At 68.8% G+C, this 19,394-nt stretch carries 18 protein-coding genes; 9 read left to right on the plus strand and 9 right to left on the minus strand.

Features of this window, described 5'->3' with window-relative positions; all coding sequences use genetic code 11:
• Positions 1–38: 38 nt before the first annotated feature.
• Positions 39–746 carry a MerR family transcriptional regulator gene (locus tag ABD260_RS17580; protein WP_344234650.1) on the plus strand — a complete coding sequence of 236 codons (708 nt, stop codon included), beginning with the start codon at positions 39–41 and terminating at the stop codon, positions 744–746.
• Here ABD260_RS17580 and ABD260_RS17585 read toward each other — a convergent pair.
• Positions 729–1,346 (minus strand): trimeric intracellular cation channel family protein, encoded by a 618-nt coding sequence (locus ABD260_RS17585; protein ID WP_344234651.1) that lies wholly within the window; start codon positions 1,344–1,346, stop codon positions 729–731. The two genes, ABD260_RS17580 and ABD260_RS17585, sit on opposite strands and share 18 nt — an antisense overlap.
• A 55-nt stretch (positions 1,347–1,401) precedes the next feature.
• Between ABD260_RS17585 and ABD260_RS17590 the strand changes: the two genes are divergently transcribed.
• Positions 1,402–2,424 (plus strand): phosphotransferase family protein, encoded by a 1,023-nt coding sequence (locus ABD260_RS17590; protein ID WP_344234652.1) that lies wholly within the window; start codon positions 1,402–1,404, stop codon positions 2,422–2,424.
• Between the two features lie 18 nt (positions 2,425–2,442).
• Entirely contained in the window at positions 2,443–3,276 is an 834-nt protein-coding gene (gene fdhD / locus ABD260_RS17595; protein ID WP_344234653.1) for a formate dehydrogenase accessory sulfurtransferase FdhD, read from the plus strand.
• A gap of 54 nt (positions 3,277–3,330) precedes the next feature.
• Here the strand turns inward: fdhD and ABD260_RS17600 are convergent, their stop codons facing one another.
• On the minus strand, positions 3,331–6,201 hold the full coding sequence (locus ABD260_RS17600) for an AAA family ATPase (protein ID WP_344234654.1): 2,871 nt from the start codon (positions 6,199–6,201) through the stop codon (positions 3,331–3,333).
• Positions 6,198–7,325 (minus strand): metallophosphoesterase family protein, encoded by a 1,128-nt coding sequence (locus ABD260_RS17605; protein ID WP_344234655.1) that lies wholly within the window; start codon positions 7,323–7,325, stop codon positions 6,198–6,200. The genes ABD260_RS17600 and ABD260_RS17605 overlap by 4 nt, the downstream gene beginning before the upstream one ends.
• 107 nt (positions 7,326–7,432) lie before the next feature.
• Between ABD260_RS17605 and ABD260_RS17610 the strand changes: the two genes are divergently transcribed.
• Together ABD260_RS17610 and ABD260_RS17615 are read left to right on the plus strand one after the other, a co-directional pair.
• Positions 7,433–7,984, plus strand: coding sequence for a GNAT family N-acetyltransferase (locus tag ABD260_RS17610; RefSeq protein ID WP_344234656.1), 552 nt, complete (start codon positions 7,433–7,435; stop codon positions 7,982–7,984).
• Positions 7,977–8,480: a phosphatase domain-containing protein gene (locus tag ABD260_RS17615; RefSeq protein ID WP_344234657.1), complete on the plus strand. Its 504-nt coding sequence runs from the start codon at positions 7,977–7,979 to the stop codon at positions 8,478–8,480. The genes ABD260_RS17610 and ABD260_RS17615 overlap by 8 nt, the downstream gene beginning before the upstream one ends.
• Positions 8,481–8,485: 5 nt before the next feature.
• On the opposite strand, the gene ABD260_RS17620 is transcribed toward ABD260_RS17615, so the two are convergent.
• Genes ABD260_RS17620 through ABD260_RS17640 form a run of 5 tightly spaced genes read right to left on the minus strand, consistent with a single transcriptional unit; the run spans position 8,486 to position 14,073 of the window.
• A complete protein-coding gene (locus ABD260_RS17620; RefSeq protein ID WP_344234658.1) occupies positions 8,486–10,174 on the minus strand; it encodes an ABC transporter substrate-binding protein in 1,689 nt (562 codons plus the stop codon).
• A gap of 9 nt (positions 10,175–10,183) precedes the next feature.
• A complete protein-coding gene (locus ABD260_RS17625; RefSeq protein ID WP_344234659.1) occupies positions 10,184–11,158 on the minus strand; it encodes an ABC transporter ATP-binding protein in 975 nt (324 codons plus the stop codon).
• Positions 11,155–12,153, minus strand: coding sequence for an ABC transporter ATP-binding protein (locus tag ABD260_RS17630; protein WP_344234660.1), 999 nt, complete (start codon positions 12,151–12,153; stop codon positions 11,155–11,157). The genes ABD260_RS17625 and ABD260_RS17630 overlap by 4 nt, the downstream gene beginning before the upstream one ends.
• The gene (locus ABD260_RS17635; protein ID WP_344234661.1) at positions 12,146–13,144 is read right to left on the minus strand and encodes an ABC transporter permease; all 999 of its coding nucleotides are present in this window, start codon (positions 13,142–13,144) and stop codon (positions 12,146–12,148) included. Before ABD260_RS17635 ends, ABD260_RS17630 begins: the two co-directional genes overlap by 8 nt.
• Entirely contained in the window at positions 13,144–14,073 is a 930-nt protein-coding gene (locus ABD260_RS17640; protein WP_344234662.1) for an ABC transporter permease, read from the minus strand. Before ABD260_RS17640 ends, ABD260_RS17635 begins: the two co-directional genes overlap by 1 nt.
• Positions 14,074–14,218: 145 nt before the next feature.
• On the opposite strand from ABD260_RS17640, the gene ABD260_RS17645 reads away from it, so the two are divergent.
• The 4 genes from ABD260_RS17645 (at position 14,219) to ABD260_RS17660 (ending at position 18,827) form a co-directional block, all read left to right on the plus strand.
• On the plus strand, positions 14,219–15,067 hold the full coding sequence (locus ABD260_RS17645) for an alpha/beta hydrolase (RefSeq protein ID WP_344234663.1): 849 nt from the start codon (positions 14,219–14,221) through the stop codon (positions 15,065–15,067).
• Complete coding sequence (locus tag ABD260_RS17650; RefSeq protein WP_344234664.1) at positions 15,067–15,753, plus strand: nucleotidyltransferase domain-containing protein; 687 nt, start codon at positions 15,067–15,069, stop codon at positions 15,751–15,753. Before ABD260_RS17645 ends, ABD260_RS17650 begins: the two co-directional genes overlap by 1 nt.
• Positions 15,754–16,319: 566 nt before the next feature.
• Positions 16,320–17,555, plus strand: coding sequence for a BNR-4 repeat-containing protein (locus tag ABD260_RS17655; protein ID WP_344234665.1), 1,236 nt, complete (start codon positions 16,320–16,322; stop codon positions 17,553–17,555).
• Positions 17,556–17,582: 27 nt separating this feature from the next.
• Positions 17,583–18,827 (plus strand): MFS transporter, encoded by a 1,245-nt coding sequence (locus ABD260_RS17660; RefSeq protein WP_344234666.1) that lies wholly within the window; start codon positions 17,583–17,585, stop codon positions 18,825–18,827.
• Here the strand turns inward: ABD260_RS17660 and ABD260_RS17665 are convergent.
• Positions 18,793–19,374 (minus strand): TetR/AcrR family transcriptional regulator, encoded by a 582-nt coding sequence (locus tag ABD260_RS17665; RefSeq protein WP_344234667.1) that lies wholly within the window; start codon positions 19,372–19,374, stop codon positions 18,793–18,795. The genes ABD260_RS17660 and ABD260_RS17665 overlap by 35 nt on opposite strands.
• Positions 19,375–19,394: the final 20 nt, after the last annotated feature.

Genomic DNA, 19,394 nt, shown 5'->3' on the forward strand with positions numbered 1-19,394 from the left:
CTTGTATCTCCTGTTAGGGCAGATGTGAGGCTGTGACCATGGACCACTCGATCGGGGCACTCGCGCGGCTCGCAGGCGTCTCTGTGAAGACAGTGCGGCACTACTCCGATCTCGGGTTGCTGACGTACGCCCGTACGCCCGCCGGCCACCGCCGGTACGACGACACGGCCGTAGCCCGGCTGCGGCTGATCCGGACGTTGCGTGCCTTGGACCTCGATCTACCGACCATCGGCGCCGTACTCCACGACGAACGCTCTCTCGCCGACGTCGTGGCAACTCATGCGGATGCGGTGGCGATCCAGATCCGTACGCTGCAACGGCAGCATGCCCTGCTCAAGGTCCTGGCCCAGCATCCGGAGGACAGGGAACTCATGTACGAACTCACTGACCAGTCAGAGCAGCGTGCCTTGGTCGCGGACTTCCTACGTACGACACTCGGCGACACCGATCCCGGCATCCAGCAGAACCTCACGCCCGTACTGCCCGACGAGGCCACTCCAGAGCAGCTCAACGCCTGGGTGGAGTTGACCGCGCTGATGTCCGACGAGGACTTCCGCGCATCGGTACGGCGGATCGCGACCGGCTACCAGGCACTCGCGGGCGACGATCCACTCCGCGCCGGCCCGGAGCTGCGTACCCGGCTGATCGAGCTGCGGCGTACGGAGGGCGGGCCGCGCTGGCACCGCTATCTGGAATTGGTTGCCGTGGTCAACGGCTGGGAGGCGCCGTCACGGATTGCGGGGTAGCGGGGCGTTCCAGCCGCGCCGGATCGCCAGCAACCGGATCCCGAAGCAGGCCAGTGCGGCGGCGATCGGAACCCAGGCCGCGTGGTACCCGAGTGCCGCCGCGACCACCACGATGCCGGCGCCGAGCAACGCGGGAGTGGCATAGATCTCGGAGCGCAGCACGACCGGTACGCGGCCGCTGAGGATGTCACGGAGCACACCGCCGCCGATGCCGGACAGTACGCCGAGCAGCGCGGCCGAGATCGGTGACAGCCCGAAGTCGATCGCCTTCAGCGCGCCGGTCACGCAGAACAGCGCGAGGCCGGCGGCGTCGAAGATGTTCACCAGCCGCTCCAGCCGGCCGATCCCCGGATGCAGGAAGAACGTCAGCAGGCCGGCCACGATCGGTACCGCCAGGTAGCGCCAGTCCTGGAGCGCGGCCGGCGGGGTCTGCCCGATCAGTACGTCCCGGATGAAGCCGCCGCCGAGCCCGGTGACGAGCGCCAGTACCTCGATCCCGAACACGTCGAGCTTCTTCCGGACGCCGACCAGCGCGCCGGTGATCCCGAACACGAAGATCCCGATCAGGTCGAGTACGTGCAGCACAGCCGATCCGTCCACAGCCGCACGCTAAACCACGAGCGCCGAAAGCCTTGTACTTCTATGGTTGGTGAGCATGAGCCGCGCTCCCGATGTCGACTACACCGCTACCTCCGCGCGCCCGGACTGGGCCTCGCTCCCGGCCTCACTGCGGGAGACGCTCGCGGTTGCGCTCGGCACCGGCATCAAGTCGGTGGCGCGACCGGTCAGCTCCGGCTTCACCGCCGGCTTCGCGGCCCGCGCCACCCTCGACGACGGCCGCCAGATCTTCATCAAGGCAGCGCCGGAAAACGTGCATGCGTTCAACGCGTACCAGCGTGAGGCCGAGGTGGTCGCCAAGCTGCCCGCGGCCATCCATGCCCCGGCAATCGTCACCACGGTCGAGGTGAGCGGCGCGTCCGCCGGCAGCACGTCCACCTCCGCCGCCGGTGAGTCCTCCGGTCAACGGCGGTGGTTCGCCGTGGTGTCGGAGTGGGTGGATGGGCGGATGCCTGGGACGCCGTGGACGGAGGAGGACTTCCTCCGGGTGACCGCGACGTGTGAGCGGATGGCGGACGCGTTGCATCCGAGTCCGTTGGACGGGCTGGGGTCGTTCGGGGAGCTAGCGGGTGGCGATGCCGCCGTGCCACGGCAGATTCTCGCCGGTGAGCTGCCGCTGCCGACCGGGCTGCAGGACTGGCTGCCACGCGTACTGCCGGAGCTGGCTGACCTGGCCGAAGCCGCTCCGGAGGTGATCGTCGGTGACAACGCGGCGCACTCCGACCTGCGCCCGGACAACCTGCTGATCGACGCGTCCGGCACCTGCTGGACCGTCGACTGGAACTGGCTGACTCTCGGCCCACGCTGGGTGGATTGGGCCGGTCTGCTCCCGCTCGCGCAGCATCACGGCATCGACACCTTCAGCGCGGTGCAGCGCAGTCCGCTGACCGCCGACGTACCGAACGATCACCTCGACACGTTCGCCGCCGCCATCGCCGCGTACATGATGAACCACCTCGACAACCCACCCCCACCCGGCTGCACGCCCGCACTCCGCGAACACCAGCGCCTCTCCGCCTGGACTTTCCTCGACTGGCTGGCAGTACGTCGCGGCTGGTAAGCGCCTACTGTTGAAGGTATGACGAAGGGGCCGACGTCCAGGTTCAAGGTCGAGGTGCTCGACGGGGAGCGTACGTCGCGGCGTGAGGATCTGGTCACCACCGAGGAGCCGCTCGAGTTGCGGCTGGAGTGGCCTGGGCGGCCACCGGAGCCGCTGGTCGTGACGATGCGTACGCCGGGCGCGGACTTCGAGCTCGCCGCCGGGTTCTGTCTCGGCGAAGGTTTCGCGGTCCGCCCGGACGCGATCCGGACCGTTGCCTACTGCACTGATGTCACCCTCACCCGCGAGCAGCAGTTCAACACCGTCACGGTCGCCCTCGACGCTCCTCCGGACCGCGAACCACCGCAGCGGTACGGCGTCACGTCCGCGGCCTGCGGCGTCTGCGGCCAACAGAGCCTGGACGAACTCGCGGACCGCGACTACGCACCGGTGGACCCGGTCGAGATCACCGTCGACGTCGTACGCCGCCTGCCCGAGCTGCTCCGCGAAGCACAGCCGATGTTCAGTCGTACCGGAAGCCTGCATGCGGCCGGACTGTTCACCACCGACGGCAGCAAGATCGTGGTGAAGGAAGACGTCGGCCGCCACAACGCGGTGGACAAGGTCGTCGGCTGGACCGTTCTGAACCAGCACAGCCGCGCCGGTCCCGTCCTCGCCGTCAGCGGCCGGATCGGCTACGAGATCGTCCAGAAGGCCGTCGCCGCCGGGCTCGGCATGATCGTCGCGGTCGGCGCGCCGTCCAGCCTGGCCGTAGACCTGGCCCGCCAATTCGGCGTCACCCTGGCCGGCTTCGTCCGCGGCGACCGCTGCGTCGTCTACTCCGCACCGGAGCGCATCATCCGGCCGGCCTGAGTCACCCGGCCGGCTCGGTTCAGCCGGCCGGCTTGGCTCGCCGGCCGGCTCGATTCAGCCGTCCAGCTTGATGAAGGTCGCCTTTGGTACGTACTCGTACCGATCCGGCATGCAGGTGAGGATGATGACCTGCCCGTGATCGCCCGCGCGGCCGAGCAGTGCGCCCATGTCGCGCAGCCGGGCCTTGTCCGACCAGCCGAGCGCGTCGTCGAAGATCACCGGCACGCTGCCCTCGCCGGTACTGACCAGGTGGCTGATCGCCAGCCGGGTGATGATCGCCAGCTGCTCCTGGGCACCCGTCGACAGTGCATCGACCCGGAGGCGTACGCCGTCCAGCTCGCGCTCCGCGACAGCGAGATCGTCATCGAGCCAGACCCGGAAGGACGGCCCGTACACACTGCGTCCGAGTGACTCGATCCGGCTTTGCAGCGGCTCGGAGTACTTGGTTTGCGCGGCGGCGCGATGCCGGCTCAGCGTTTCGTACACCCGTCGGGCCGCTTCCGCGCGCCGAGCGAGGCTCTCGTGCTCGGCGCGGATGGCCGCCAGCTCCAGCTCCGCCACGTCTCGCCGGGTCGCGAGGCCATCACGCCCGGACTGCTCCAGCCGGCCTTCCGTCGTACGCAACGCGTCCCGCAAGGTATCGCGCTCGCCTTGCAGCCGCGTCGCGACCGCCAGCGCATGCGTCAACTCGCCCGCGACCTGATCCGCTCCGGCCGCATCCACCTGCTCCTGAACGACGGTCAGCTCGTCGAGCACCGCCTCGACCTCGGCCGTCGCCTCGGTTTCAGCAGCGGCCACCGCGTCATCATCGAGCACCGCCCGCGCCGCTTCCAGCTCCTCGACCGCTGCGGCCAGCCGCTCGCCTGCCAGCTCCGACCGGGCGCGCGCGTTCTGCGCCTCCGACCGGTCCTCGTCTGCGGCCTTGCGCGCCTGGGCCACCGCGAACTCGGCGTCCGACAGCAAGCGCTCCGCCTCCGCAAGCGCCTCGCGCGCCGAGTCCAAGGTCCGCTGGGCACCGGCGAGATCGTCCGGCTCCGGCTCGGGCACCTCGAAGTCGTCGAACAACGTGTCGTGCGGCGAGGCGAACTCCTCGAACAGCGACATCTGCCCGGGTACGCCCTCGACCGCCGGCTGCTTCCCACCGGTCTCCTCGGCTTCGGCTTCTTCGCCGACGCCGAGCCGCGCGGTCAGGACCGCGATCCGCTCCCCCGGGTCGCCCCCGGCGGTCAGCGACTTCTCGGTCCGGCGCGCCTCGTTCAGCTCCGCGGTCGCGGTGTCCGCCTTGCGCAGCAGGTCGCGGGCAGCCGCGACATCCTTCACGCCGGCCTTCTTGAGCAGATCCTTCTCACGCCGGACCGCGTCGTCGACCCGCGACCGCAACGTCGCCGCCTCACCGCCCGCGCGGACGGTCACCTCCAGCTGGCCCGGCACCCCGACGACCAGCTCGCCCGACACCAGCAGCTCGGCCGTCTCGTCAAAGCCCAACTCACCCGGCACAAGCCCGTCCGCACCGTCCAACCCGGCCCCGGACCGCCCACTACCGGACGACCCAGCTCCGGACGACCCAGTTCCGGACGACCCTGTTCCGGGCGACACTGCTCCGGGCGACCCGGCCGCGGACAGCCCGGTGCCGGACAGCTCGACCGGCTCCGCGCCGAGGCGCCGTACCGTCACCTCCGGAACGCCGGCGGCGAGCGCCGCACGAGCCTCGACCACCGCCGCGCGCGCGTCCTCCAGCCCGGCGACGATCGCGTCGTCGACCTTGATCCGGTCCAGGATCGTGCCCGCCGCCGCGATCCGGGCACGGACGTCGACCAGCTCCGTCTGCTGACCGATCAGCCGATCCAGCTCGGCCCGATCCATCAGATCCGCGACCCGGCGCTCGGCCGCCTGCACGTCCGTACGCCGGAGGTCCTTCAGCTCGACGACCTCCGCCAGCGCGGCCTCGGCCGCCTGTACGGTCTCGGCCGCGGTCCGGGCCACCAGCTCGGCATCACCACGCCGCGCGGCCAGCTCAGCCTCGTACTTGGTGAATCGCTCGACCTCGTCCAGCAGCCGTTCACGGTCCAGCCGCGTCCGCGTGTGGTTCTCCAGCCGGGCACGAGCCGTCTCGGCCCGGGACCGGACCGAATCGCGGCGGAGCAGGATCTCGTCGGTCGCCTTCTTCCGCTCGCGCAGCTCCTCGACACCGGTGAGGTGATCGGTCAGCCGGGCGGTCACGTCTTCGAGATCAAGGTTCAGCCGCTCGGCCCGGCGGATGTCGGCGCGAACCTCGTCCATCGCCTGCAGTGCCTGCGCCGCGCTCAGCTCGGCCGTCGTCACCGCCTTCGCGGACCGGGCGAAATCACCGGTCGGCTTACCACGCGGCGTCCAGTACCGCAGGTACTCGTGCTCGACCGCTGTCACCAAGGGCATCGACGCGCCGTCGACCGGCGTACCGGACTCGGCCGTCACCGCGGTGATCAGTGGTTCCGCGTCCGCCGGTGTTGGCAGCACCAACGATTGCCCCTGACTGACCATCAAGGTCTGCCAGAGCACCGGGTCGACGTTCTGGCTGAACAGCCGCTCGGCCTCGTTGTGCGCCTCGCGTCCGGTCCAGGACTGCCGCCGGCCGTCCGGCTCGACGATGGTCAGCTCGGTGGACCGGTTCTTCAGCCAGCGCTTCGTGTACGTGAGCTCGCGCCCGCCCAGGCTCAACTCGGCCGTGACCTCCGGCCCGACGTCCTGGCCGACCGGCTGGATGTCCTTGATCCGGGTCGATTTCGAGTCGTCGGGCAAGTCGAAGATCAGCCCGAACGCCTCGACCAGGCTGGACTTCCCGACCTCGTTGTCGCCGACCACCACGGTGGTACCGAGCGCGCGGAACCGGACAATGCGGTCCTTGACGCCACGGAAGTCCCGTAGCGCCAAGCTGTGTAATCTCATCCCGCGTCCCGCGCCAATCGATGCATCAGCGAGAGCGCCGCGCCGGCACCCTCGTCGCCGCCGGCCAGGGCCTGCCGCAGCTCCTCCATCGCGGCCCGGGCCGGGCCGCTCAGCTGCAGCGACTCCAAGTCCGCCGCGTCCGGAGCCGGGCGTACGGTCCAGAACTTGGCCCACCGCTCGACACTCGCGAACACCTCGCCCTGCGCGTCGATGATCGTGTCCAGCCGGGTCAGCAACGGCAGCGCGAGCGATCCGTCACCGGCCAGCCGGATGTACGTACGCTCCTTGTCCGGCAGCTCGGCGAACCAGTCCTCGAGTGCGGTGATCGACTCCGCGTCGAACAGCTCGACCCGGTGGTCGACCATGTGCCAGGCACCGACTCGGACCGGCTCGACGTCGATGCCGTCGCCGATGGTCACCTTCAGCACGTTGCCCGGTGCGTCCTCCTCCGGCGACGTCACCTCCTGCGTCCCGGAAAACCAGATCCGGTCGGTGACCTGGGTGGTCGAGTGCCGGTCGCCGAGCCCGACGTACTGCAGCCGGCCGTCCGTGACCGCCGCCTCCAGCGCGGCCTGGTCGATCGTCGGCACTTCGGACATGCCGCCGGACAAGCTGGTCAGCTGGCCGTGGGCGAGCAGAATCCGGACCGTGCCGTCCGCGACCGGCGCCAGGTCCGCGTACCCAGGCGCGGCCGGGTCCGACAGCGGTCGCCGGGACCGCCAGGGGGCGCCGACGATCTCGACGCCGGGAACGATCTCGATCGGAGCCGTGCCGGTCACGACCGTCACATGCTCGGGTGCGTGCGCCTGCCACTGGCTCGACGTCCACAGCGAGCCGGGCTCGAGCGCATCGTGGTTGCCGGGCAGCAGCACCACCGGGACCGGGATTCGCTTCAGCGCCTCGCAGGCCCGCAGGATGGTCTGCCGCTCGACCTGGTTGTGCTCGAACACATCCCCGGTGACGACCACGAACGCCGCCCCGGTCCGCTCCGCGACCGTGCCGATCCGCGCGACAGCATCGAGCCGCGCCTGACCCCACCGGGCCTGGCCGTCCGGCCCGAGGAACCGGCGCATCATCCCCAGCTGCCAGTCCGAGCTGTGCAAGAACGTGATCGACTTCTCCATCGCGAACAGAACGCTAACCCGCGGCACCGACAACCGCCCAACCCAACACCCCCAAACCCCCACACCGCCCACACTCCGGACAGTCATTGACCGCCTACCATTCGGTGGTGACCGCGTATCTGCAGACCTCCCGCCTGGTGCTGAGCAGGTTCACGCCCGACGACGCCGAGCTCCTGGTCGAGCTGGACTCCGATCCGGAGGTGATGCGGTACCTGACGGGTGAGCCAACTCCGCGAGCCGAGGTTGAGGACGTGGTGCTCCCGGAGATCCTGAAGGTGTACGCCGAGCATCCGCGGCTGGGCACGTTCAAGGCCGAGTCGGCGGACGGCTTCATCGGGTGGTTCGGGCTGCAGCCGACGGATGAGCCGACAACGGCTGGGGTTGGGTACCGGTTGAACCGGGCCGCGTGGGGCAAGGGGTACGCGACCGAAGGCACCAAGGCACTGATCGCGAAAGCGTTCACCGAGCTCGGGATGGATCGCGTGGTCGCGGACACGATGGCGGTCAACCACCGCTCGCGGGCGGTGATGCGGCGGTCGGGGCTCCGGTTCCTGAAGGTGTACCACGAGCACTTCGACGACCCGCTGCCCGGAACCGAGTTCGGTGAGGTGCTGTACGGAGTGGACCGCGCCACCTGGGAAGCTGGACGGCATGGGTGAATCCGCGGACGGCAGACCGTACGCCGTGCTCGACATCGATGCGACCTTGTCCGACACCAGCCAACGGGTGCACTTCCTGCAGAAGAAGCCGAAGGACTGGGATTCGTTCTTCGCGCACGCCAAGGAGGACGCGGTCCTCGACGAGGGCCTGGCGGTCGCGACCACGCTGGCGGCCGACCACGAGATCGTCTACCTGACCGGCCGGCCGGAGCGGCTGCGGCGGGAAACGGCCAAGTGGCTGAAGGACAACGGGTTTCCGGACGGGAAGCTGTACATGCGCGGCAACACCGACCGCCGGCCGTCGATGCTGATGAAACTCGGGCGGCTGAAACGCCTCGCCGAACAGCGCCCGGTCGCCGTCCTGGTCGACGACGACGCGAAGGTGATCGCGGCCGCGGAGAAGGCCGGGTACACGGTGATGCGGGCCGACTGGGGACTCGATGCCGAGACCCAGCCGACCCTCTTCGAAGCTCAGGAATCCGAAGGCCGGACCTGAACCACTTACTTACTGAGCCCGACGATCAGCACGTTCGGGTATGGCGGATACGGCGGCAGGTAGAAGTTCTGCACCTTCGACCCGTGCAGGAACGCGTTCCGCGCGTAGATCAGCGGCACCAACGGCGCGTCCGCCATCGCCTGCTTGTCGACCGCTCCCCACATCGACGCCGACTTGTTCAGGTCCGGCTCGGCGGTGGCCGCAGCGATCGCGGAGTCGACGGCCGAGTTGGAGTACCGGGAGATGTTGTACCCGCCGTTGCCGATCTCCGAGGAGGCGATCAGCGGCTGGATGTTGCCGATCGCGCTCGGGAAGTCCGGCAGCCAGCTGGACACGGTCAGGTCGAAGTCCGGCTTGTTGCCGGTGATCAGGTCGGTCAGCGGGGTGTTGTCCATCGGCTTGATCGTGACGTTGATGCCGGCCCGCTTCAGTCCCTGCTGGATCGCCTGGGCCACCGCCAGGCCGATCACGCCGCTCGAGGTGCTGTCGGCGACCAGGACGAGGTTCAGGTTGCTGACGCCGGCGGCCTGCAGCATTTGCTTGGCCTTCTCCGGGTCACCGGCGGGCGGTGCCTCGTACAGGTTGTACTTGTTGTAGCCGTTCATCCCCGGCGTGATCAGCGTCGAGGCGATGTCGCCGCCGTACTCCGGGCCGCCGACCGCGACCTGAACGGCCTGCTTGTCCACGGCGTACTCGATCGCCTTGCGGACCTCGGGGTTCGCCAGCGCCGGCCGCTTCGTGTTCATCGCGAGGTACGCGAGCGCACCGGACGGTGACGTGGCCACCCGCGCCTTGACGGCCGGGTTGCCGGAGATCGTCGGGATCAGCGCGGCCGGTACGGAAACCCCGGTCGCGGCGGAGAACTTGTCGTCGCCGGAGTCCGCGATCAGCCGCTGGTTCACCACATCCGGCTGCAGGCCCATGTCGGTGACGATCGAGTCCGGCAGACCAGTACGGGCCTGGTCGGTCGACTTGTCCCAGTTCGGGTTGCGGACCAGCACCAGCTTCGAGCCCGGCGTGTACGACTGCACCTGGTACGGACCGCTGGCGACCGGCTTCTCGCCGTAGTGCGCCGGGTCGGTGTCGGCCTTCTTCGGTACCGGCGAGAACGCCGGCATGCTGACGATCCACGGCCAGTCGCCGTACGGCTTGTTCAGCTTGAAGATGATCGTGGTGTCGTCGGGCGTCTCGATCGACGCCAGCTCACCACCCTTGTACGGGCCGGTGTACTTCTCGCCGCCGACCAGCAGCGACTTGTGGTAGCCCAGCCCGCCGGACAGCTCCGGGGCGAACGAGCGCTCGATCCCGTACTTGATGTCCGCGGCAACGATCGGCGAACCGTCGGAGTACTTCAGACCGGACTTCAGCTTGTACGTCCAGGTCTTGCCGCCGTCACTGACCTGACCGGTGTCGGTGGCCAGGTCGGGTACCAGCTCGGCCGCCTTGTCCGGCGAGGTCTTCCACGAGGTCAGGCCGCGCAGCACCAGGTGGATGCTGCTCGTGCCGAGGTTCTGGCTCTTGGCCGGGTCCAGGCTGATGTCCTTGCTGGTGCTCAGCACGTGGAACGTACCGCCCGGCTCGGCCGCGGACGCGCTGCTGCCGGCGTTGGGCGTCGACTTGCTGTTGGCGTTGCAGGCGGCCGCTGCCAGCGCGAGCACGGCCGCTAGCGCGACCGCACGGGATTTGCGTTTCATGGGGTCCTCTCAGAGGTGGGGGGGCTCAGGGAAGTAGCAGGCGGCCCGGTGTTCGGTCGACCCCGCCACGGGCTCCAGCACCGGTCGTTCGGTCGCGCACACGTCCTCGGCCTTGTAACAGCGGGTCCGGAACGGGCATCCGGACGGCGGGTCGATCGGAGTCGGTACGTCGCCGGTCAGCACGATCCGGTCCCGGACCACCCCCGGCTCCGGCACCGGCACCGCGGACAGCAACGCCTTCGTGTACGGGTGGGCGGGCGATGCGTACACCTGATCGGCCGGCCCTTCCTCGACGATCGTGCCGAGGTACATCACAGCCAGCCGGTCGGCGACCTGACGAACTACGGCGAGATCATGCGCAACCAGCACGTACGACAGGCCGAGCTCGTCGCGAAGGTCGGCCAGCAGGTTCAGTACCTGTGCCTGCACGGATACGTCGAGCGCGGACACCGGCTCGTCGCACACCAGTAGGTCCGGTTTGACCGACAGCGCGCGGGCGATGCCGATCCGCTGCCGTTGGCCGCCGGAGAACTCGTGCGGGTACCGCTCCAGGTGCTGCTCGGCCAGTCCGACCTGCTCCAGCAGCTCGACCAACTGGGCACGCGTGGGCTTGATCCCCTGCGCGCGGAACGGCGTACTGAGGATGGTCCCGACTGACTGACGCGGATTCAGCGACGCTTGTGGATCCTGGAAGACCATCTGGATCTGCCGGCGCACCGGACGGAGCCGACGGCCCTTCACTTTCGTGACGTCCTTGCCGCCGATCTCGACCCGGCCGGTGGTCGGGTCGAGCAGCCGGGTCGCGACCCGGGCCAGCGTCGACTTGCCCGAACCGGACTCGCCGACCAGACCGACCGTTTCGCCCTTGCGGACCACGAGGTTCACCCCGTCGACCGCACGGACCGCCTGCGCCTTCTGCCACGGCACGCCGCGCAGACCGAAGTACTTCTTGACGTCTTTGAGGTTCAGCAGCTCGGTGGTCATAGCAGCGGCTCCGGACGGCGACCCAGATGGCATGCGGCCTCATGATCGCCTTCACCTGGACGGGGCGTGAGCTCGGGACGCTCGGTGATGCACCGCTCGCCGACCAAATGCGTGTACGCGCAGCGCGGCTGGAACGGGCACCCGGTGCTGATCGACCCGGGCGTGGGTGGACTGCCCGGGATCGTGGTCAGTCGTCGCTTCGGCGGTACGTCGACACGCGGCATCGCACCGAGCAGTCCGAGGCTGTACGGGTGTGCGGCCCGGAAGAACAGGTCGCGGACCGTACCGCGCTCGGCGGCGCGGCCCGCGTACATCACCAGGACGTCGTCGGCGACCTCGGCAACCACCCCGAGGTCGTGCGAGATCAGTACGAGCGCCGTACCGAACTCTTCCTGGACGTCGTCCAGCAGGTGCATGATCTGCGCCTGGACGGTGACGTCGAGTGCGGTCGTCGGCTCGTCCGCGATCAGCACCCTCGGGTTGTTCACCAAAGCCATAGCAATCACGACCCGCTGGCGCATTCCCCCGGAGAACTCGTGCGGGTAACTCTCCGCGCGCCGGGCCGCGTCCGGGATGCCGACCTTGCCGAGCATCTCGACCGCCCGCCGGTGCGCGTCCTTCTTGGACACGTCGTGGTGCAGCCGGTACGCCTCGGCGACCTGCCAGCCGACGCTGTAGTACGGATTCAGCGCCGACAGCGCGTCCTGGAAGACCATCGCGATGTCGTTGCCGCGGATCTTGCGGAGCTCGTCGTTGGGCAGGCCGATCAGTTCGCGGCCGTCCAGCAGCACCTCGCCGGTGACGGTCGCGTTCGACGGCAGCAGGCCCATCACGGCGGCCGAGCTGACGCTCTTGCCGGAACCGGATTCGCCGACGATCGCGAGCGTCTCCCCCGCCGCGACCGCGAAGTCGATCCCGTCCACGGCCGGCACCGGACCGCCCTCGGTCGCGAACGTGACGTGCAGGTCGTGCACCTCCAGCACCGGGTCAGCCATGACTCACCCTCGGGTCGAGCACACCGTGCACTATGTCCACCACCAGGTTCGCGAGGATGATCAGGAACGCGGCGAACAGCGTCACGCCGACGACCACGGCAACGTCCAGCTGCCCGACGGCACTGATCAGCAGGTCACCGAGACCCTGCATGCTGAACACCTTCTCCGTCAGGATGGCACCACCGAGCAGACTGCCGAGGTCCAGGCCGAACAGCGTGATCACCGGTACCAGTACGCCGCGCAGGCCGTGGGTCAGCACCACTCTGGTCTCGCCGGCGCCTTTGGCCCGTGCAGTGGTGATGTAGTCGAGGTTCAGCTCCTCCAGCATCTGGGAGCGCGTCAACCGGATGTACGCGGCCGCTTGTAGTACTGCGAGCACGATCCATGGCGTGATCAGGTGCCACGCCCAATCCACCGGGCTCTCGCCGAACGGCACGTATCCGTTGACCGGGACCATGTTCAGCCAGAAACCGAACACCAGGATCGCCAGCAGGCCGAGCAGGAACGACGGGGTTGAGACACCGACCAGTGCGATGCCGACGGCCAGGCGGTCGAGTAGGCGGCCGCGGTTGAGTGCGGCGATCACGCCTAGTGAGACGCCGATCAACAGCCAGAGCACGGCGGCACCGAGGGTGATCGAGGCGGTGATGGGCAACCGGTCCAGGATCAGCGTGGTCACCGGACGGGCCAGGGGGAAGGAGTAGCCGAAGCACGGTGCGTTGCAATGTACGGCCGCCGTACCTTCACCGAACGTTCGCCCGGCGAAGATGCCCTTTAGAAACTGCAGGTACTGCTGCAGGGTGCTCTGGTCGAGCTGCATGAAATGGCGGGCCTGCTCCAAGCGGTCCGGCGTACACGGCTTGCCGCAGGCCAGGTGCGCGGGGTCGGCGGGGATCGCGTAGAAGACCAGGTAGACAGCCAGGCTGAGGGCGAGCATCACGAGTAGCGCCGCGAACAGGCGGCGGACGATGAACCAGACGAGATCGGGCATCAGTTCGTCCTCCGCAGCCGCACGTCGAACGCGTCCCGTACGCCGTCGCCGAGCAAGGTGAAGCCGAGTACGGCGAGGAAGAGCATCGCGCCGGGGAAGAGCAGGAACCACGGGTCAGCGCCCGTGTACACCCAGGCGATCGAATCCGAGATGGAGCGGCCGAGGCTGGGGGTCGGCGGTGGTACGCCGACGCCCAGGAAGGACAGTGCCGCCTCCGTACCGACGTACCCAGGGATGGCGAGGGTGGCGATCACCAGGACCGGGCCGAGCAGGTTCGGGAGGAGTTCGCGGGTGATCACCATCCAGCCGGACGAGCCGACGCTGCGGGCCGCCTCGACGAACTCGCGGGCGACCAGTGAGCGGGCCTGGTTCCGGATCAACCGGGCCAGGGCGGCCCAGCCGAAGAAGCTCAGCACCAGGATCAGCAGCAGCCAGCGCGGGAACTTGGCCGGCACGATGATGCCGAGGGCAATCATGAACACCAGCTGCGGGAAGCCGAAGAGGAAGTCCAGCAGCCGGGACAGGACCGCGTCGTACCAGCCGCCGAAGTACGCCGCACTGATACCGGCCAGGGTGCCGACCACCGCGGTGATCACGGTCACCACGACCGCGATGAAGAGCGAGGTCCTGAGGCCGAGGACGACGATCGAGAACAGGTCCCGGCCGGTCAGCGGCTCGACGCCGAACCAATGGCTGCCGCTCACGCCGCCGAGCGCCCCACGCGGCGCGTTGCCGCGAGCCGGGTCGAGCAGGTCGATGTGGTACGTGGTCGCGTCCTGGCCGGCCAGCTTGACCAGCAGCGGGGCCGCCGCCGCGATCACGACAAGGAGCACCACCAGCACCAGTCCGACCCGCGCGCTCCGATCCCGCCCCACCCGGCGCAACGCCTGCCGGGTGGGCGAGACGGTCCCGGCGACCGAGGAAGTCACAAGCACTCCTGACAGGTTCGAATCACACAGCCGACAAAACGTAGGCCGCATCCTTCCACCACCATCACCACATCTCGAATCCCGAGAATCTCAGGTTGATAACTGCGGATTCGGTTAGCTCTAGCCGGTTGGTTACGCTCCGCTGATGCTGCGGATCGGCGACCGGATCATCCACTACAACGTGTACGGCACCGAGGGCGCCATACCCACCATGTCCTTCGGCGGGTCGCCCAGCACCCGCTGGAAACGCCCCGATGCGGTAGAAGCCATTTCAGCCTCCGGTCTGTGGATGGCCGTCCCGGACCGCTCCGGGTACGGCGGCTCCACCCGGCAGCCCGGCCGGACGGTGGCCTCAGTAGTCGAAGACGCTGCCGCGCTGGCCGACGTACTCGGGTGGGAGCGCTTCGCGGTGACCGGCGGCTCCGGTGGTGGACCGCATGCGCTCGCTTGTGCCGCGCTACTGCCGGACCGGGTGACGCGGTGCGCGGTGAGCGGCGGGATCGCGCCACCTGTTGTTGACGGACCGGAGCCTACTGAGGCGGACGAACAAGCGGATCCTCGCCGCAACCGCACCTCCTGGCTGGCTGCGCGTGATGGAGAGCAGTTGCGTACGCAGTTGGAGGAGACCGCCCGTCACATCATGGAGGCGGTGCAAGTGGGCGGGCCTGAGTTCCCGCCTGACCCGGGTGCTGCTCCGGGGCCGCCGGCTCGGGAAGATCCGGCGGCTATGGCCCGTCTTACCGCCACGTTTGTCACCAGTCATGACGGGTGGCTGGACGACCTGATCGCGTTCGCCAAGCCGTGGGGGTTCGAGCTGGGTGACATCCGGGTGCCGGTGTCCTTGTGGCACGGTTCGGGCGATGAGCGTGCTGGCAAGTACGCGGATCACCTGGCGGCGGCCGTGCCTCATGCGGAGCGTCGGTACTACATCGGCGGGCACATTCCGCCCGTAAACGCGTACCGGGAACTGCTTCGGTGGCTGACACTGTCGTGATGGATGTTGCGTTGGAGCTGGTGCGAGAGCTGTACCCCGGTGCTCGGGCTGCTTGGCTCGGTGGGAGTGTGGTGCGGGGGGATGCGGGACCTGGGTCCGACCTGGACATCACCGTGCTACTGGACGGCCCACCAGCACCGCGGCGGAAGTCGCTGGAGTACGGCGGCTGGCCGGTCGAGCTGTTCGTACACACCGAGAAGTCACTGCGCTACTTCGCCGACAAAGACCAGGAACGGCGCCAGCCGACAATGATGCGCTTGGTCGGCGAATCCGTGGTGCTGCTGGACACCGACGGCTCCGGCGCCCGCCTGCAGGCCGAGTACCTGGCAGAGGTCGCGGCCGGCCCGCGCCCCCTGTCACCGGACGAGCTGAACCTCCTCCGCTACACCATCACCGACCTACTAAACGACCTACCCGGCGCCACCCCCGACGTACGCCTCGCCATCAAGTCAACCCTCTGGCAAGAAGCAGCCCGCCTGCTCCTACTAGGCACCGGCCACTGGTCCGGCACCAGCAAGGGCCTACTACGCGAGCTCACCCGCTACGACACAACCCACGGCACCACCCACGCCACAGCCCTCCTCGCCGGCCTACGAACCGACGACGACCACTTGGTGCACGAGGTAGACACCATCCTCTCCCCCCACGGCGGCCGCCTCTTCGCCGGCTTCGAACTACCCGGCTAACCACGATCGGTCGCCCCCACCCCACCCACCCGACCCCACACCAGCCCCACCCGACCCCACACCGGCACCACCCACACCGGCACCACCCCACCCACCCCACGCCACACCGGCACCACCCCACACCGACCCCACCCCACGCCGGCACCACGCCGCCGCCCGCACCCGCCGCCCGCCGTCTCAGGGGCTGGCCCCTGAGACGGTGGGTTGACCCCCGAGAATCTCACGGCCAAACCCACCAGCTCAGGGGTCAGCCCCTCAGACGCATACCCGGGGCGCGGGCGGTGGGTCCCGGGGCGCGGGCGGTGGGTTCGGGTGGGGTCGGTGGGTCGGTGGGCAGGGCAGCATCGCCACCCACCCACCCACCCACCCACCCACCCACCGACCCACCGCCCGCGTGTATGTGCGCCTGCCTGCCTGCACGTCCGTCTGCGTGGATGCCTGACTGTTTCGGATGGTGGCAAGCGCTTACCAAAGGCGGGTGTGCTCTGCCACACTGGGTGGCCATGGATGTGGGTCGGGTGGTTAATGACAACGGTGCTTGGTGCTGGTTTCAGGATGAGCGGGCCTTGGTTGATCCGGAGCGCGGGCTGTTGGTGGTCGGGTCGATCGCGGCTGCGGAAGGTCCCGGTGGTGACGAACGGGCCGGCAATGTCGAGCTGACGGTGGTTGACCTGCGGACCGGTACGAGTGACGTTGTCGTACTGCATGAGCGGTTCGAAGCGGATGATCATGACGTACCCGCGTTGTGGCGGCGGCGTGACGGGCGCTGGCTCGCGGTGTACACGAAGCACAAGACCGATGACCTGACCCGCTGGCGGGTGAGCGAGCCGGGCGATCCGCGGCGCTGGGGTCCGGAGCGGTCGTTCGACTGGAGCGAGTTCACCGGCGGGCGCGGCGTCACGTACTCGAATCTGCACGAACTGGACGGTCGCCTGTACTGCTTCGCTCGCGCGGTGAACGACGATCCGTGTGCACTGGTCTCCGATGACGAGGGCGACACCTGGGCGTACGCGGGCAAGCTGTTCACCCGCCCGAAGGTCGGGTACGTCAACGGATACACCCGGTACGTGTCGCAGCCGAAGCGCATCGATCTGATCACGACCGATCACCACCCACGCGACTACGACAACTCGATCTACCACGGGTACCTGGAAGGCGGCGCGCTCCATCGTACGGACGGGTCGATTGTCGACAATGCCGCGCTTGATGCGGAGGCTCCGTCGCAGGTGGAGCTGACGACCGTGCTGGCTGCTGGTTCGGTCTGGGACGGCGAGCCCATGACGCATTGCTGGACGATCGACATTCGCCGGGGCGACGACGGTTCGCTCGCCGCGGTACTGCTGGCGCGGCGGGACACTCCGGAGCGGCCGGAGGATGCGTACGCGCGGGAGCATCCGGTGCCGGATCATCGGTTCTTCTATGCGCGCCTGGCGCCGGGCGGTACGTGGCAGGTGCGGCAGTTGGCGAAAGCCGGTCACGGTTTGCTGCGGCATGAGAACGACTACACGGGCCTGGTCGCGATCGATCCGTACGATCTCGACTCGCTGTACGTCTCGACGCCGATCGATCCGCGGGACGGGAGCTCGCTCGAGCATCACGAGATCTTCCATGCGCGGACCGCCGATGCGGGAAACAGTTGGGCGTGGACGGCGGTGACCGAGCGGTCGATTGTTGACAATCTACGGCCGATCGTCGCGCCAGGGGATCCGGGGTGGGTGCCGTTGCTGTGGTTCCGGGGTTCGATGACTGCTTCCCAGCATTACGCCTGTGAGGTGGTGTTGCTGGACTCGCCGCGGACATAGATAGTAACAAGCGGTACCATCTTGTCCATGGGTGTTCCGGTACGACGGTTGTGGGTGGCGGTCCTTGCTGGGTATCTCGCGTTCGGGGCGGCGTTGCAGGTACTGCCGTCGGATGTGCCGGCGCGGTTCGGCGGTGGCGCGCTGGCGAGTGGGACGGCGGTCGGGATCGCGTTCCTGGCGACGGCGTGCGGCCGGCCGTTCGCCGGTTGGCTGGCGGATGCCGGGTGGTCGCGGCCGGTGGTGCTGGCCGGCGGAGTGCTGGCAGCAATTGGGGGCCTTGGGCAACTGTTGGCGCCGGACCTCGCGTTGCTGCTGGTCGCCCGGCTGGTGATGGGCGCGGGCGAGGCAGCCCTGTTCTCGGCCGCCCTGCCGTGGGTGCTCACCGGCGTACGAGTTGCCCAACGCGGCCGCCTCGCCGGCTGGTTCGGCCTGTCCATGTGGGGCGGCCTCGCCGGCGGTCCAGTCATTGCCACTGCCGTCACCCGGATCGTTGGTGGGGGAGACGGTGCGGAGGCCGCCCGCCCTGTGCGTGATGCGCTGGGCGGCGGGGTCATGAGTGCCGGGGTGATGGGCTCTGGTCTGGCTGGGGAGCGGGTGGTTTGGTGGGTGGTGGTCGGGTTGTCGGTGGTTTCGGTTTTGATGGTGCTGGCTACTCGGGCGGATCCGGCTCGGCGGGAGCCGTTGGTTCCGATTCGGGGCATTCGGGATCTCGTACCCCGGGGTGTTCCTTTGCCTGGAGCAACTATTGGGCTGGCCGCGTACTGTTATGGCACGGTCGCCGCCCTGGTGGTGTTGCGGATGCGGGCGGATCACCTTGCCACGGACGGCATCGCGCTGACCGTCTTCGCGGCCGCGTTTCTCGTGGTCAGGTTCGCGGGCAGCCCGCTTGTCGACCGATACGGCGGCCGCCGGGTAGCCGCGGCGACCGTCGCGCTCGAGGTGATAGCGCTGACCGGAATCGCGCTGGCCGACACGACAACAGCCGCCACCGCGTACACAGCCCTCGCCGGCGCAGGACTCGCGCTCATCTACCCAGCCTGCGTCTCGATGACCCTGGATCGAGTCCGCGGCCTGCGCCCAGGTGTCTCGATGGGTGTGATGACCTCGTTCTGGGACCTCGGCGTGATGGCCGCCGGCCCCCTCGGCGGCCTGATCGCCGAACGATCGGGCTACCCAACAGCCTTCCTGGTGGCAGCAGGTTCCGGCGTCTCCTGCGTCCTCGTCTGCCTGATCTTCCTCAGAACGCCGCGTCGAGCAGCATCTCCACGATGACCCGCGCCTCCGCGCCAACCCCCGGATCGCGATCCATCGCACTCACCAGCGTCGCACCCTCCAGTACGACGACCAGCTGCCGAGCCGTCCGCTCCGGATCGCGCGCCCCGGACAGCAATCGCCGGAACAAGTCCCGATAGAACGTCAAATGATCCTGAGCGAGCCGCCGCGGCGCCCCGTCGTACCCGCGATCCTCGGTGGCGGCGTTCATCAGCGCGCACCCGCGGAACCCCGCCTCCGCATACCAGGTCGCGATCAGATCGAAGACCGCCAGCACCTGCGCGCGACCGCCACCGTCGGCACCGGCCACTGCCTCGTGGTGCCACGCGCGGACCCGCTGGGCGCGGTCGGTCAGCACCGCCTCGATCAGGCCGTCCTTCGATCCGAAGTTCCGGTAGATGGTGAGTTTGGACGCCCCGGCCGCCTCGACGATCTCGTTGATTCCGGCCGCGTGGATGCCGCGCCGGCCGAACACGTCCGCCGCCGCCCGCAGAATCCGGTCCCGGGTCGCCTCCGGGTCCAGCCGTTCCCCGGCCTTGACCGGCATCGTGACACCACCTCCACGCC

It is taken from the genome of Kribbella hippodromi, assembly GCF_039531045.1.
Classification (GTDB): Bacteria; Actinomycetota; Actinomycetes; order Propionibacteriales; family Kribbellaceae; genus Kribbella; species Kribbella hippodromi.

Excerpts from the sequence above, each read along its gene's own strand:
- ABD260_RS17580 (WP_344234650.1), top strand. The coding sequence starts at position 39 with ATGGACCACTCGATCGGGGCACTCGCGCGGCTCGCAGGCGTCTCTGTG.
- ABD260_RS17590 (WP_344234652.1), top strand. The coding sequence starts at position 1,402 with ATGAGCCGCGCTCCCGATGTCGACTACACCGCTACCTCCGCGCGCCCG.
- fdhD (WP_344234653.1), top strand. The coding sequence starts at position 2,443 with ATGACGAAGGGGCCGACGTCCAGGTTCAAGGTCGAGGTGCTCGACGGG.
- ABD260_RS17600 (WP_344234654.1), bottom strand. The coding sequence starts at position 6,201 with ATGAGATTACACAGCTTGGCGCTACGGGACTTCCGTGGCGTCAAGGAC.
- ABD260_RS17605 (WP_344234655.1), bottom strand. The coding sequence starts at position 7,325 with ATGGAGAAGTCGATCACGTTCTTGCACAGCTCGGACTGGCAGCTGGGG.
- ABD260_RS17615 (WP_344234657.1), top strand. The coding sequence starts at position 7,977 with ATGGGTGAATCCGCGGACGGCAGACCGTACGCCGTGCTCGACATCGAT.
- ABD260_RS17620 (WP_344234658.1), bottom strand. The coding sequence starts at position 10,174 with ATGAAACGCAAATCCCGTGCGGTCGCGCTAGCGGCCGTGCTCGCGCTG.
- ABD260_RS17625 (WP_344234659.1), bottom strand. The coding sequence starts at position 11,158 with ATGACCACCGAGCTGCTGAACCTCAAAGACGTCAAGAAGTACTTCGGT.
- ABD260_RS17630 (WP_344234660.1), bottom strand. The coding sequence starts at position 12,153 with ATGGCTGACCCGGTGCTGGAGGTGCACGACCTGCACGTCACGTTCGCG.
- ABD260_RS17635 (WP_344234661.1), bottom strand. The coding sequence starts at position 13,144 with ATGCCCGATCTCGTCTGGTTCATCGTCCGCCGCCTGTTCGCGGCGCTA.
- ABD260_RS17645 (WP_344234663.1), top strand. The coding sequence starts at position 14,219 with ATGCTGCGGATCGGCGACCGGATCATCCACTACAACGTGTACGGCACC.
- ABD260_RS17650 (WP_344234664.1), top strand. The coding sequence starts at position 15,067 with ATGGATGTTGCGTTGGAGCTGGTGCGAGAGCTGTACCCCGGTGCTCGG.
- ABD260_RS17660 (WP_344234666.1), top strand. The coding sequence starts at position 17,583 with ATGGGTGTTCCGGTACGACGGTTGTGGGTGGCGGTCCTTGCTGGGTAT.
- ABD260_RS17665 (WP_344234667.1), bottom strand. The coding sequence starts at position 19,374 with ATGCCGGTCAAGGCCGGGGAACGGCTGGACCCGGAGGCGACCCGGGAC.